Source organism: Desnuesiella massiliensis, from assembly GCF_001403615.1.
GTDB classification, from domain to species: domain Bacteria; phylum Bacillota; class Clostridia; order Clostridiales; family Clostridiaceae; genus Desnuesiella; species Desnuesiella massiliensis.
In genome coordinates, this window is the sequence record NZ_LN879454.1 from 237,122 (window position 1) to 250,843 (window position 13,722).

The following is a 13,722-nucleotide window of genomic DNA, read 5'->3' on the forward strand; positions in this document are numbered from 1 at the left end:
TTCATGAAAAGAATTTAAAGAGGACGAAGTAAAATACTATTTTGATCATAAACACCTTGGAATAGTAGTATGTACAAAGAATCTAGGTATTAGCAAAAGCTTTATGTATGTAGATAACAAGCCAGTTAACGTAAGTCATTTAGTAGTTTGAATGAAAATGTGTTCCTTTTTTTGTGTCCCTCGAACATTTCTATTTGAAAACGGTTATATTATAATTTGCTTATAAATACTAGAGAGGAGGAATACAATGAGTATCGGTTTAACAAGAGTAGATTTTAGATTAATTCATGGGCAGGTAATTACCAGATGGCTCACTCAATGTCATATCAATGAAATCGTTACGGTGGATACAGCATTAAGTAACGATGATTTTATGCAAGATGTATTCAAGATGGCTGCACCAAAAGGAGTAAAAATCCGAATTGTATCCGTAGAGGGGGCAGTTAAGGCACAACAAAATAATGAGTTTGAAAATAGCAGAGTAATGATTTTGTTCAAGAGTGTTCAAGAATTAGATAATGCTGTAAGAGCTGGTTTAAAACTTGAGGAAGTTCAAATTGGAGGTTTAGGAGGAGGTCCTGGAAGAAAAGCAGTTAATAATGCGATTACGTTAGATCGTAAAGATGCGGATACTCTATTAGCTCTTGAAAGTATGGGGATTAATATTTATTTTCAAACAACTCCTGATTACCCATCCGAAACACTACAAAGAGCTGTTGCAAAACTTTAATAAAATAAGGGGGATAAGAAATGATTATAAAAGCTGCATTAGTCGGTTTGCTTTACTGGATTACCATGGGTAGAGCGCAATATTATTTCTCATTTGCATTTCGTAAACCAGTTGTAATAGGTGTTTTTGTTGGACTAATTTTTGGGGATGTCACAACAGGCCTAATATATGGAGCAACAATCCAATTGATGTATATGGGAGGAATTGAAGCGGGTGGTAATATTCCTAGTGACCAGGCATTAGCTGCTTGTATTGCTATTCCAGCTGCTATGATTAACAATCTTAATCCAGCGGCAGCAGTAGCAATTGCTGTTCCATTTGGAGTGTTAGGTGTTTTAATTAACAACCTTCGTCGTACAATTAATTCTTTTTACAACACAAAAGCGGATTCATTTGTGGAAAAAGGTGAATACGATAAATTATCTACATTCTCATTTTTATTACCATGGCTTACAAACGGGGTGTTATATTTCACTCCAGTGTTTATTGCTACTTTATATGGACCAAGTGTAGTACAAGCTTTCATTAAGGTTATTCCAACCTGGTTTATGAATGGACTTGCAAGTGCCGGAGGAATGCTGCCAGCACTAGGATTTGCTTTAACACTAGTAGTTATTGGTAAGAGACAGTATATTCCGTTCTTTGTTTTAGGATTCTTCTTCCATGCTATTGCAGGATTCTCAATGTTAACTGGCGCAGTTATTGCCCTATGTATAGCTTTAATAGTTTCGCTATTTAAACAAAATCAGGAGGGAGAATTATCATGAGTCAAATTGCAGAAAAAGAAATTCGTGAAAAAGCAGTAGAAGAAAAAGGGAATATTGTAACTAAGTTTGATTTATTTAAAGCTTGGTGGAAATGGTGTTTAGCAGTTGAGGTTCCTGTAAGTTTTGATAGAATGCAAGCTTTGGCTTTTGGATATTCATTGAATAAAATTCTAAGAAAAGTTTATAAAGATGATCCAGAAGAGTTGAAAGAAGCAATGAAACGTCATACTTCAATGTTTAATACGAACTGTGACTGGGGAAGTATTATTCACGGTATTATAATTTCACTTGAGGAGCAAAGGGCTTTAGGTAATAAGAATATTACGCCTGAAGTTATTCAATCCTTAAAAATTGGTCTTATGGGGCCATTAGCTGGTATTGGTGATAGTGTTGACCAGGGGATTGTGGCCACCATTCCACTTGCAATCTTTGTTCCCATGGCGCTTAAAGGATCAGTTATTGCCGCCTTTATGCCAGCTCTAATTTATTTAGCATGGTCATTTGGATTTTCATGGTTCTTGATGAACAAAGGCTATTCCTTAGGTAAGAACGCTGTTCTAGAAATTCTACATTCTGGTAAGATTAAGAAAGTTGTTGATGTTGCCAGTATTGTCGGCCTATTCATGATTGGATGTTTATCATCAGCCTATGTTTCATTTAAAACTGTTTGGGTCTTTAATGCAGGTACAGCGTCGAAAGTAGCTTTGCAAAGCATTCTAGACGGTATGTTGCCTAAAATGTTGCCTTTCGCTTTAGTTATGGGAATGTATTTATATATTACAAAGAAAGGTCCAAAATACTTACGCATAATTGTTTATACAATGATTTTTGCCTTAGCTTTAACATTCCTTGGTATTATATAAATCTGTATTGTATACAAGGCAAATCCATGGGGAGTCATGGATTTGTTTTGTATAACCTTATATTATAATGGCTATTATTAGAAAGGTAGGGGAAGAATTTGAAAGTTTTAATTACACCAAGAGGATTTGCAAATTATGGGTTAGAACAAGTTAGATATATGGAATCTAAAGGGATATCTGTTCATTATAACAATACTGGTAAGGCATATTCAAAAGAAGAATTTCACAAATTGGCTGCTGATGCAGATGCTATTATTGTAGGTGTTGATATAGTTGACCGTGAGTTGATGGACAAATGTCCTAAGTTAAAAGTTATCTGTAAATTTGGCGTCGGGACAGATAATATTGATTTAGATTGTGCAAAAGAAAAAGGGATTTTTGTTGGCAGGACAGTGGGCTCTAATTCTAAAGCAGTTGCAGAGCATGTTGTAGCTTTAATGTTTGCAGATGCAAAGAATGTCTATAGTACTATTACAGAAGTTAAAGAGCACCAATGGAATAAGCCAACAGGACAAGAAGTTAGCGGTAAGACATTAGGTATTATCGGCTTTGGAATGATTGGTAAAGATATTGCAACTTTTGCAAATGGGTTGTCTATGAAAGTATACGCATATGATGCTTTTGAAATTACTGATGAAGTTGCCAGAGAATATCATGTAGAGAAAAAGTCCTTGGAAGAAATTATTAGTGAAAGTGATTATATTTCTTTGCATGTACCACTACTAGACTCTACTAAAAATATGATTTCCACAGAGGAATTCAAAAAAATGAAAAAAGATGCTTGTTTGATTAATGCAGCAAGAGGAGGCATTGTTGATGAAGAAGCTTTATATGAAGCTTTGGTTAACAAAGATATCCGTTCAGCATATTTTGATGTTTACAGTTCGGAACCACCAGCAGCTGATGATAGACTAATTAAGTTAGATAATTTCTTTTTAACACCTCATACTGCCGCAAGAACGATAGAATCAGAAAAAAGAACTTGCCAAATGTCAACAGAAATTATTGTTGAACATTTGTTAGGATAGTAGGTAATATTATGGATAAAGAATTACAAAGCTTTTTAAGCAATGTTAAGGAAGAACTTGATAAAAATATTGAAAGTGCTGATATAGAAAGTGTGAAAAAAGCTGCTGAAATCATATTAGACAGCGAAAAAAAAGGTGGTCGTGTTCATGTGACTGGAATTGGTAAACCAGGGCATGTGGCAGGATATATTGCTTCTTTATTATCTAGTACAGGTACTAGTGCTTATGAACTGCATGGAACAGAAGCTGTGCATGGTTCAAGTGGTCAAGTGAAGCCGGGGGATGTGGTCATTGCCATATCCAATAGTGGCGAAACAGTAGAATTAAAAGCGACTTTAGAAACTCTATTAACTAACGGAGCGCGTATTATTAGTTGTACAAGTAATGCTGAATCATGGTTGGCAAAACACTCTGAAGTATGTTTGCTGGCCCATGTAGATGTTGAAGGGGATGATTTAAACAAGCCTCCACGTGCTTCAATTTTATCTGAGATTTTAATCCTTCAATGTTTGAGTGTTGTCTTACAGAATGAAAAAAAATTGAATTTGAATCAATATGTGAAATGGCATCCAGGAGGAAGTCTTGGTAAAAGTATAAAAGAAATGCATAGAAAGTAGGAATATTATGTCAAAGTTAAATATTGTAATTGCAACCCATGGAAGGTTTGGTGAAGAACTTATTAGGTCGGCGGAAATGATCGTTGGAAAGATGGAAAATGTTAAATCAGTGTCCTTATTACCAGTGATGTCTTTTGAAGAATTTATGCATGAGGTCGATGCTATATTTAGTGATTTGGAAGGCCCGGTTTTGGCTTTAGCGGATTTGTATGGTGGTACACCATGTAATGTGCTTACAGCTTTAACCAAGAAATATCATCATAATGTAATAACTGGTGTGAATTTACCTATGTTGGTAGATCTGTACCTTAATAGTATTAATGATGAAGCGTTAGATATGGATGAGGTAATTAAAAACTGTATTGATAGCTTGAAAGCAAGTGGAGTGCATACGAATATGATGCTAGAATAGTTCATCAGTAGTATTATCACTTACCAGTTAAAAATAGATAATTAGGGAGTCAGTGCGATAATATATTAGCTTTAAATGATTAAATCAAGGAGGAATATTATGTTTGAGGGAATTATTACACCCATTGTTACACCATTTAATCGTGATGAGGAACAATCTATTAACTATGAAGCTGCTGAGCAATTAATCAACCATTTAATTAAAAAAGGTGTTAGTGGTATTTTTATCCTAGGTAGCAATGGTGAATTTCATGTGATTGATGAAGATGAAAAGGTTGCTTTTGCTAAAAAAGTAATAGAGATTGTTGATCATCGCGTTCCGGTTTTTGTAGGAACAGGTGCATGTTCAACCAAAGAAACTGTGCGTTTATCTCAAAGAATGGAAGCATTAGGTGCAGATGCATTATCTGTTATTACTCCATATTTCATTAAACCTACGGATGAGGAGCTTTTTGAGCATTTTAAAGAAGTTGCAAACAGCGTTAAAATTCCAATTGTTTTGTATAATATCCCTAAATCTACTGGCTGCAATATTCCTAAAGAAGTTGTGGCGCGTTTAGCCATGATTGATAATATTCAAGCCATTAAGGATAGCAGCGGTGATGTAGATAACTTAAAGGGTTATATTGAAGCTGGCAGGGGTAAGAACTTAAGTGTATTGGTTGGTTCAGATTCTAAAATTTCTATTGGCTATAGCTTAGGAGCAGTAGGAGCAATCGCCGGCACAAGTAATGTTATTGTAGATGTTTTAGTAAAATTGAATAAAGCTCTCAAAACAAAGGACACAGAAACTGCCAGTGCTTTACAAGCAGATATTGATGTGTTGAGAGGTGTCTTAAAATATGGTACGGTTCCTTCAATCATAAAGAGATCATTAGAATTGGCTAATATTGCAACTGTGGGACCTGCTAGAAAACCGGTTAGAGAAACAACGCTCGAGGTTGATGAAAAGATTAAAGAAATGCTTAAGCATTATCAATTAATATAAACATTAAATAAAAAATAATAATCTTAACTTAATATCAGCAGAATATCTATAATTCTTTTTCCTATAGTAAGTAGCTCTATAGGTATGCTATAGCAAGTTGTATGCTTATTACACGATATGATAAGATAAAGTTAAAAATGGACAATAATTAATGCATCAGAGTATTTGCGATCTAGCAAGGTACTGTTCTTGTTGTGTGATAGCTAACTATAGGGTTTCTGTATCGAAACTTAGCTTATACGTGTTCCAAAATTACGGCTTTAAGTGATTATGGCGCATGTATAAGTTAATAGTTGAGTTAGAAACCCTATACTGTTATTAACAAAATCTTTGAAAAAGTATATTGTAGAAAGGCTGTTCTTAATTGAACTTTAGTGGAATTTTAAGTCTGCTTTTCATTGATATAGAAGGGGAACTAATCGATAAAATCTGCATAATTGCACACGGTTAGTCCAAGCCCCTGTGAACACATACTATATAAATAGTGTTAATAACTTATATTACTTTGATTTTAGTAAGTGTATTAAAATTCTAGTTGTTCAGAACAGGAAAGGTAAAAATATGATGTTAGTTGAGATTTTTAAAGAATTCATTAATGTTGTAAAAGAAAATCAAAAATATATTATTGGTTTGTTGAATCAAGATGGATATGTTATCTCTTGTAGTAAAGAAGAATATATAGGATACAAATTTGATATTAAAGATTGTCACGCTGATAATATGTTTTATGAAATCAGAGTTAGAAATCAAGATTATGGATATATATGGGTTAGTGGTGATGATGAAAATCTTAAAATGATTAGTAGTTTATTACTTGATTCTTTAAAAACACGATTAATGTATGAGATAAACACGAGTTCTTTAAAACAAAAGGTAACGAAGGATGATGAACTAATCAAGTATTTACTTAACGCCGAGCATTTTGATTTGAATCATATTTTAGATCTAATAAATCAATTAGGTGTTGATAAAAACAAGACCAGAGTAGCTATATATATTGTTAATAATGAAGGATTTAATGCAGAAGAAATTGTGCGTTTAAAATTAAAACCTGATAGTAAAGAGTTGATATATTCCTTATTAGACAATAATAGTTTATTATTATTTAAAGATATACCTGATGATTTAGAAAATACTGGGATAAAGAGGTACTTTCGAAAATATATTAGAAGTTTACAAGACTGGGGATTGCAAAGCTGTTCCTATCTGATAGGTTCAATGCAGAATAAATTAAAGCAGTATATTATCAGTTATCAGAATTGTTTGTGGTTAAAAAATAATGTGCAGTTTTCTATTGATGAACCATTGTTCTTCATGGATTATTTATTTGAGTATTTTGCTTCTAAAGTCCCTAGTGATGATGTTCGAAATATATTTGATTTTTATAAAGATCGAAGCAAAGGTATTGATATTGATGAGCTTACTACTATTGCGAATCAATTGTTTATAAATGATTACAATATTACACAGACTGCTGAAGATCTATATTTGCATAAGAATACTTTAATTTATAAACTCAAGAAATATGAAGAGATTTTCAATATCGATATTAGAGGAAGCTTTCAAGGAAAAGTTTTATTGGCATTGATTGCTAGTACCTTAAGCGAATATCAAAGACAGAAACAGGTTGGTGAAAAAGTATGAGTACAACAATTAAGCTCGCACGTGTTGATAAAAGATTATTGCATGCAACTGTAGCCTTAAATTGGAATCAATTTGTAAATGCTAATTATGCGATAATAGTGGATCCAACTTATAGTAATGATCCATTTATTACTAAAGTGATGCAATTATGTCTCCCTGAACCTATGAAGGTTAAAATTTTCTCTGTTGAAGAATTAATAGCTTTCATAAATGAAGATAGTACAACAAAGCGCAATTTAATGGTTATCTTTAAAAATCTAACCATAGCTAAAAAGGCAGTGGAAGCAGGATTTAAAGCAAGAGAGATTCAAATACCTTATCCAGCTAGCCGTATTGTGATTAAGAAGCTTTCGGATTTCTTTAATGAAGAGGAAATTGAATGCATACGCTTTATTCAAAATAAAGGTATTAAACTTTTTTTTCAAACAGCACCATTAGATAATAAAGAGTATTCAGTTTTTACAAAATAAAATTTGACTATATAAATTGCGATTTGCTAAGGTAAATAGCAAGCTCTTAGAGTTTTAAGGCGAAAAGGGCTTGCTGTTTTGTGATTAGCCTAAGCGGATCAAAACAAGGTCATTTATTTGACTTGTAGTAGCGCTGCCTCCCAATTCTAGAGTGAGAACACTGCCATCTATCATCACATCCTTAACGATAGTCAGTAGCTTTTTCCCCAATCTTTATGATTTAATAAATCCAATATCAGACGAGCTTCTCAAACAGCATGCCAGCGATATCTGTTACTGAATTATAGCTACATCCTAAAATAAAAAAATTTATCTTTACTAGAACTATTCAAAATAGATTAAATACTGAGGAGGATATTATGGAAAAAATAGAAGCTGTTATCTTTGATATGGATGGAATATTATTTGACACAGAGAGGATAGGCTTTGAATCTTATAGGAAAGTTTTAAAAAAGTATGGATATGACATGAATAAAGAAGATTATTGCTCATTAATAGGTAGAACTCGTGAAAGTATTAGCCAAATACTTATTAATAAGTATGGACAAGACTTACCTATAACAAATATTTATGCAGAAAAAGATATGGATACGCTTAAATTTATATATAAGAATGGTCCACCTATTAAACCAGGGGTATATGAATTGTTAGACTATTTAGTTGAAAAGGAATATAAAATAGCAGTAGCAACCTGCACACACAGGGAAAGAGCAGTTGCCTTATTGGAGAGGGCTGGTATAAGAGACAAATTCAATGCAATAATCTGTGGAGATGATGTGAAAAATTCTAAGCCTGATCCTGAGATATTTTTAAAAGCTGTAGAAAAATTAAAGGTAGCTCCTGAAAGGTGTATTGTTTTGGAAGATTCTCCAGTAGGTATAGAAGCAGCCCATAATGGAGGAATGATGAGCATTAATATTCCAGATTTAAAGGAACCGGATGAGAAAGTTGAGAGACTTGCTTATAAAATATGTAGCAATTTGCTAGAAGTCAGAGACTATTTAAAGAATATTGATTTTAAATTATTTCAATTGCAAAATGGTACTGATATTAGGGGCGTTGCAATTGAACAACCAGATTTTAAGGCTAATTTGACAAATGAGGCCGTAAACGCCATAGCTTCTGGTTTTGCAGTTTGGTTAAGAAATAAAAAAGATATTAAAACAGGGAGTATTAAGGTTGCTGTAGGAATGGATTCCAGGCTATCTGGTGAGAGCTTAAAATCATCAGTAATAGGTGGAATAACCAGCCTGGGCTGTGATGTATATGACTGCGGTATGTGCACTACACCAGCAATGTTTATGACTACTGTATTGGAGAACTATAAATGCCATGGAGCAATTATGATTACAGCCAGCCATCTGCCATACTACTATAATGGATTGAAGTTTTTTACAGAAGATGGCGGTTGCGAAAAGGAAGACATAAAAGATATATTAACTATAGCGGGTAAACAAGACTTTAATTACTTAGATATAAAAGGAAAAGTATCTAAAATTGATTTTATTAAAGAATACTCGGACTTATTGATAAAATTAATACGACATGGGGTTAATTCAGATATCAATTATGATAAGCCGCTATTGGGTTTTAAAATTGTTATTGATGCCGGTAATGGAGCAGGTGGATTTTTTGCTCATAAAGTTCTAAAAAGCCTGGGAGCAGATACTTCTGGAAGTCAATTTACTGATCCAGATGGTAGATTTCCTAATCATATTCCTAATCCTGAAAATAAAGAGGCTATGGAATCAATACGTGATGCTGTAATAAATAATAATGCAGATTTAGGGATAATTTTTGATACAGATGTGGATAGAGCAGCCATCGTGGGTTTAAATGGGATTGAAATCAACCGTAATGCACTGATAGCTTTAATTTCCTCTATTGTCTTAGAAGAACATCCAAATTCAATAATTGTAACTGATTCAGTAACCTCAACAGGGCTTAAAGAGTTTATAGAAACAAAGCTGGGCGGAATTCATCATAGGTTTAAGAGAGGTTATAGAAATGTTATAAATGAAGCACTTAAGCTTAATAGTATAGGTAAGGAATGTTATTTAGCTATAGAGACTTCAGGACACGCCGCACTAAAAGAAAACTACTTTTTGGATGATGGTGCATGCCTAATTGCAAAAATACTAATAAAAATGGCTAAGCTTCATGGCCAGGGAAAAACTATTGAAAGTCTGATCGAAGGTTTAAAAGTTCCTTATGAGAGTTCAGAATACAGAATTAAAATTCTTGCTGAAGACTTTAAGGAATACGGAGCAGTTATATTAAATGACCTAATAGAGCTTGTGCGAAAAGAAAAATCTTGGAGTCTAGTACCCAATAACTTTGAAGGAATTAGGGTATCCTGTAACACTGAAAATGGCACTGGTTGGTTTTTGCTAAGACTGTCATTACATGAGCCAACGCTACCCCTAAACGTTGAATCAGATGTAAAAGGCGGAGTTCAAACAATTTTAAATAAGTTAAAACCATTTTTAAAAAAATATGATAAGTTAGATATAAGTAACTTAAGATATTAACCTGTACAAGACAGGCACTGCCGCTATATGAAAACTCAGGAAGATAAGCAGTGAAGGGGCTTATATACTCAAAGACTCTGAAAAGGAAACATCGAACGTAATGCCCATGGAATCAGGTTCTGAAGTAGAGCTCGTATATAAAGCATCAGATAAATTAAAAGAAAAAGGGTTGAAAATGTTATTAATAAAGTAGAAAAAAACTCATTAGGATACGAATATTGTCTTGCTAGAAATTAATTTTACCAGCCTCATTGAAACTTAAATTCTTCTTAAAGTCTTTAAAATAGGGCTTTAAGGGAATTTTTTTTGAATAAATTAAAATAGCACTTGATGCCTGGTAAAAAATCAAACAATCCCTTTATTTTCAATGGGTTTAAAGGTATAATAAAAAGAAAGAATGCTGATTTTACAGTGGTTGAACCTTAACATGGGATGTATTTAAATTCTTGGAATAACCAATCAAAGTCTATAATCCATCCGTTGAACCTTAACATGGGATGTATTTAAATTCATATAAGTTTTAAGCTGCAGTATTTTATTATTTTGTTGAACCTTAACATGGGATGTATTTAAATGTACGTAACATACACTTGATATAAATACAATTTTTAGTTGAACCTTAACATGGGATGTATTTAAATTATTATTAATTAAGCTATTTTGTTTTTCTATAAGTGTTGAACCTTAACATGGGATGTATTTAAATTATTATTTAATATTCCCTTATAGAAATTCAAAGTTTCGTTGAACCTTAACATGGGATGTATTTAAATTTAGCAACATTTTGGGCTATCTCTTTATCTTCTTCAGAGTTGAACCTTAACATGGGATGTATTTAAATTACAGGTTTTCATAATTCATAATAATGGCTGCTAGTTGAACCTTAACATGGGATGTATTTAAATCCCAATCAGGTGCTGGAGCTTGAGGACATGGACACAGTTGAACCTTAACATGGGATGTATTTAAATGCTTGAATTGTACAATATCTATTTATAACAGGCTCATATAGTTGAACCTTAACATGGGATGTATTTAAATTGTTTTCTCTGCTAGTCTTTGCATATATTTGCGTGTTGAACCTTAACATGGGATGTATTTAAATAGAAGAAAAGAAACTCCAAGAAGAAATTAAAGTTAAGTTGAACCTTAACATGGGATGTATTTAAATTATATTAAGGTTTATACATTCATGATAGCATTAAGTTGAACCTTAACATGGGATGTATTTAAATTCTGTTCCCATGCTAATAGGTTCAGAGGTTCTCATGGTTGAACCTTAACATGGGATGTATTTAAATTATTTACTAGCACTCCCTGGTGTAAGTTGCTATGCTGTTGAACCTTAACATGGGATGTATTTAAATTTTGATGTTCAACTCGTAAGAAATAAATTTAAAATAGCGATTAAAGATGATGAGTCATCTCAGTTATGCATATAAATATTAGAAAAAACTCATTGAGATACGGATATTGTCTTGCTAAAAATTAATTTTACCAGCCTTGTTGAAATTTGAAATCCACTTAAAACCTTTAAAATAGAGCTTTAAGTGGGATTTTTTTTGAACAAATTAAAATAGCACTTGGTTCCTGGTAAAAAATCAAGCAATCTCTTTATTTTCAACGGGTTTAGGGATATAATAAAAATAAGGAATGTTGATTTTACAATGGCTGAACCTTAACATAGGATGTATTTAAATAAGTATTCATCTGACCACCCTTGAAGTCTAAAGCACGCTGAACCTTAACATAGGATGTATTTAAATAAGATTATCCCTCCCCAACCGGTGTCAAATCGCTTCGCTGAACCTTAACATAGGATGTATTTAAATTCAGCTATACTATCAATAAATGACTTTTGTTTTCTGCTGAACCTTAACATAGGATGTATTTAAATTAATTACATTTTACGACAATATTTTTGCGAATAAAAGCTGAACCTTAACATAGGATGTATTTAAATAATCATTCTCTTTTATTGTTATGTCTTCAGAATATGGCTGAACCTTAACATAGGATGTATTTAAATAGTTTTCCGCCTTCCCCTATAGCCATTCTTTTACGAGCTGAACCTTAACATAGGATGTATTTAAATGCTATTGCTAATTGCATTACAGTAGGTGTAAAACGCTGAACCTTAACATAGGATGTATTTAAATCGACATATGTAGAGGTAAAAACGCAATAATCGAAAGCTGAACCTTAACATAGGATGTATTTAAATTCATTTAGCTCAGTAGATCTGTTTTCTAGAACTTGTGCTGAACCTTAACATAGGATGTATTTAAATAAGAAAGGTGCAAATAAACCTATAACTAGGCAACAGCTGAACCTTAACATAGGATGTATTTAAATTATTCATACTCTTCCTCTGAAGAATCTGAAGAAGTTGTTGAACCTTAACATAGGATGTATTTAAATATGCTACTGAGTGCAAGACCGTCGCTTTACCGTCTGGTTGAACCTTAACATAGGATGTATTTAAATTTGTAATAACCTCCATATAATTTAATTGTTAATTACAGTTGAACCTTAACATAGGATGTATTTAAATAAAGTTACATCTCGGCGGGTTACCGATTTATCCCGCTTGAACCTTAACATAGGATGTATTTAAATCTAAAGGGTGGAAGTGAAGGCAACTACCCAATGCTATTCTTGAACCTTAACATAAGATGTATTTAAATTGGGTCATTCCTACAGCTCTATACAAGCTATTACGTTGAACCTTAACATGAGATGCATTTAAATCCAATAAAAACCGCAGATTTAGGAATAGAGACAGACGTTGAACCTTAACATGAGATGTATTTAAATGAGAACATAAAAAAACTAAATGAAGCTAGAGATGGTTGAACCTTAACATAAGATGTATTTAAATGAAGGGAAGGAGGACGCCAATGGAAGGGCTAAGCAGGGTTGAACCTTAACATAAGATGTATTTAAATTCTGTTAGAGCTTCTCTTAGTCTTTTGGGTTCTTTGTTGAACCTTAACATAAGATGTATTTAAATTTACATAAGGCAGGCACTTGTTTTTTCTGCACCATTCGTTGAACCTTAACATAAGATGTATTTAAATTGTTCAGGAAGGTTTCTAGTTCTTCCCCCATTAGCCTGTTGAACCTTAACATAAGATGTATTTAAATGTACAGATTTAGTGTCTATGGCTAATTCTTTAAACTTGTTGAACCTTAACATGGGATGTATTTAAATAGCCTGGAAGCTTCGTTAAAGAGAGTTTCTGAAATCTTTAACCTTAACATGGGATGTATTTAAATGCCAATTGGTCTTGATTGAGTCCTTTATCTTCCCTTCTTTAACCTTAACATGAGATGTATTTAAATTATCCTGTGGAATATTGTTTAATAGGGAGTTGATGACTTGAACCTTAACATGAGATGTATTTAAATCTGGAATAATCTTTTTCCTTTTTTATTCTTACGATCTTGAACCTTAACATGAGATGTATTTAAATGCAAATTTCAGTGTAAATCCAAGCACTTCAAATAGTCTTGAACCTTAACATGAGATGTATTTAAATTTGTGTGTAATTGTGTATGTTCCCTGGACAATTATTCTTGAACCTTAACATGAGATGTATTTAAATATGGGTATTGTTACACGATAACTGAACGGCAAGACTTGAACCTTAACATGAGATGTATTTAAATG

Annotated in this window: 11 protein-coding genes and 2 CRISPR repeat arrays (1 of these 13 running past the window's edge); all 11 genes read left to right on the plus strand. The window is 32.8% G+C overall.

The annotated features are described in order from the left end of the window. The first annotated feature begins 247 nt into the window (after positions 1 to 247). The 11 genes from BN2665_RS04900 (at position 248) to BN2665_RS27860 (ending at position 10,242) form a co-directional block, all read left to right on the plus strand. A complete protein-coding gene (locus tag BN2665_RS04900) occupies positions 248 to 730 on the plus strand; it encodes a PTS sugar transporter subunit IIB (RefSeq protein ID WP_055666002.1) in 483 nt (160 codons plus the stop codon). 20 nt (positions 731 to 750) lie between these two features. Next, the gene (locus BN2665_RS04905) at positions 751 to 1,497 is read left to right on the plus strand and encodes a PTS mannose/fructose/sorbose/N-acetylgalactosamine transporter subunit IIC (protein ID WP_055666003.1); all 747 of its coding nucleotides are present in this window, start codon (positions 751 to 753) and stop codon (positions 1,495 to 1,497) included. Then, positions 1,494 to 2,360 carry a PTS system mannose/fructose/sorbose family transporter subunit IID gene (locus BN2665_RS04910; RefSeq protein WP_055666004.1) on the plus strand — a complete coding sequence of 289 codons (867 nt, stop codon included), beginning with the start codon at positions 1,494 to 1,496 and terminating at the stop codon, positions 2,358 to 2,360. The genes BN2665_RS04905 and BN2665_RS04910 overlap by 4 nt, the downstream gene beginning before the upstream one ends. A gap of 98 nt (positions 2,361 to 2,458) precedes the next feature. Further along, positions 2,459 to 3,388 (plus strand): phosphoglycerate dehydrogenase, encoded by a 930-nt coding sequence (locus BN2665_RS04915; protein WP_055666005.1) that lies wholly within the window; start codon positions 2,459 to 2,461, stop codon positions 3,386 to 3,388. Between the two features lie 11 nt (positions 3,389 to 3,399). After that, positions 3,400 to 4,005, plus strand: a complete 606-nt coding sequence (locus BN2665_RS04920) for an SIS domain-containing protein (protein WP_055666006.1) — start codon at positions 3,400 to 3,402, stop codon at positions 4,003 to 4,005. Between the two features lie 7 nt (positions 4,006 to 4,012). Then, a complete protein-coding gene (locus tag BN2665_RS04925) occupies positions 4,013 to 4,417 on the plus strand; it encodes a PTS sugar transporter subunit IIA (protein WP_055666007.1) in 405 nt (134 codons plus the stop codon). Between the two features lie 99 nt (positions 4,418 to 4,516). Continuing rightward, positions 4,517 to 5,404: a 4-hydroxy-tetrahydrodipicolinate synthase gene (dapA, locus tag BN2665_RS04930; RefSeq protein ID WP_055666008.1), complete on the plus strand. Its 888-nt coding sequence runs from the start codon at positions 4,517 to 4,519 to the stop codon at positions 5,402 to 5,404. A 561-nt stretch (positions 5,405 to 5,965) separates the two neighbouring features. Beyond that, complete coding sequence (locus tag BN2665_RS04935; RefSeq protein ID WP_055666009.1) at positions 5,966 to 7,048, plus strand: PucR family transcriptional regulator; 1,083 nt, start codon at positions 5,966 to 5,968, stop codon at positions 7,046 to 7,048. After that, positions 7,045 to 7,518, plus strand: coding sequence for a PTS sugar transporter subunit IIB (locus BN2665_RS04940; protein ID WP_055666010.1), 474 nt, complete (start codon positions 7,045 to 7,047; stop codon positions 7,516 to 7,518). The genes BN2665_RS04935 and BN2665_RS04940 overlap by 4 nt, the downstream gene beginning before the upstream one ends. Before the next feature lie 359 nt (positions 7,519 to 7,877). Beyond that, a complete protein-coding gene (locus tag BN2665_RS04945; RefSeq protein ID WP_082435800.1) occupies positions 7,878 to 10,049 on the plus strand; it encodes an HAD-IA family hydrolase in 2,172 nt (723 codons plus the stop codon). Between the two features lie 64 nt (positions 10,050 to 10,113). Further along, positions 10,114 to 10,242, plus strand: a complete 129-nt coding sequence (locus BN2665_RS27860) for a hypothetical protein (RefSeq protein ID WP_423229847.1) — start codon at positions 10,114 to 10,116, stop codon at positions 10,240 to 10,242. A 221-nt stretch (positions 10,243 to 10,463) separates the two neighbouring features. Further along, a CRISPR array of direct repeats spans positions 10,464 to 11,417; the repeat unit is 30 nt. Positions 11,418 to 11,719: 302 nt separating this feature from the next. Next, a CRISPR array of direct repeats spans positions 11,720 to 13,722; the repeat unit is 30 nt; unit sequence GCTGAACCTTAACATAGGATGTATTTAAAT; it runs 329 nt beyond the window's last position.

Bases quoted from the DNA above. Each gene is read 5' to 3' on its own strand.
- BN2665_RS04900 (WP_055666002.1), top strand. From the start codon at position 248: ATGAGTATCGGTTTAACAAGAGTAGATTTTAGATTAATTCATGGGCAG.
- BN2665_RS04905 (WP_055666003.1), top strand. From the start codon at position 751: ATGATTATAAAAGCTGCATTAGTCGGTTTGCTTTACTGGATTACCATG.
- BN2665_RS04910 (WP_055666004.1), top strand. From the start codon at position 1,494: ATGAGTCAAATTGCAGAAAAAGAAATTCGTGAAAAAGCAGTAGAAGAA.
- BN2665_RS04920 (WP_055666006.1), top strand. From the start codon at position 3,400: ATGGATAAAGAATTACAAAGCTTTTTAAGCAATGTTAAGGAAGAACTT.
- BN2665_RS04925 (WP_055666007.1), top strand. From the start codon at position 4,013: ATGTCAAAGTTAAATATTGTAATTGCAACCCATGGAAGGTTTGGTGAA.
- dapA (WP_055666008.1), top strand. From the start codon at position 4,517: ATGTTTGAGGGAATTATTACACCCATTGTTACACCATTTAATCGTGAT.
- BN2665_RS04935 (WP_055666009.1), top strand. From the start codon at position 5,966: ATGATGTTAGTTGAGATTTTTAAAGAATTCATTAATGTTGTAAAAGAA.
- BN2665_RS04940 (WP_055666010.1), top strand. From the start codon at position 7,045: ATGAGTACAACAATTAAGCTCGCACGTGTTGATAAAAGATTATTGCAT.
- BN2665_RS04945 (WP_082435800.1), top strand. From the start codon at position 7,878: ATGGAAAAAATAGAAGCTGTTATCTTTGATATGGATGGAATATTATTT.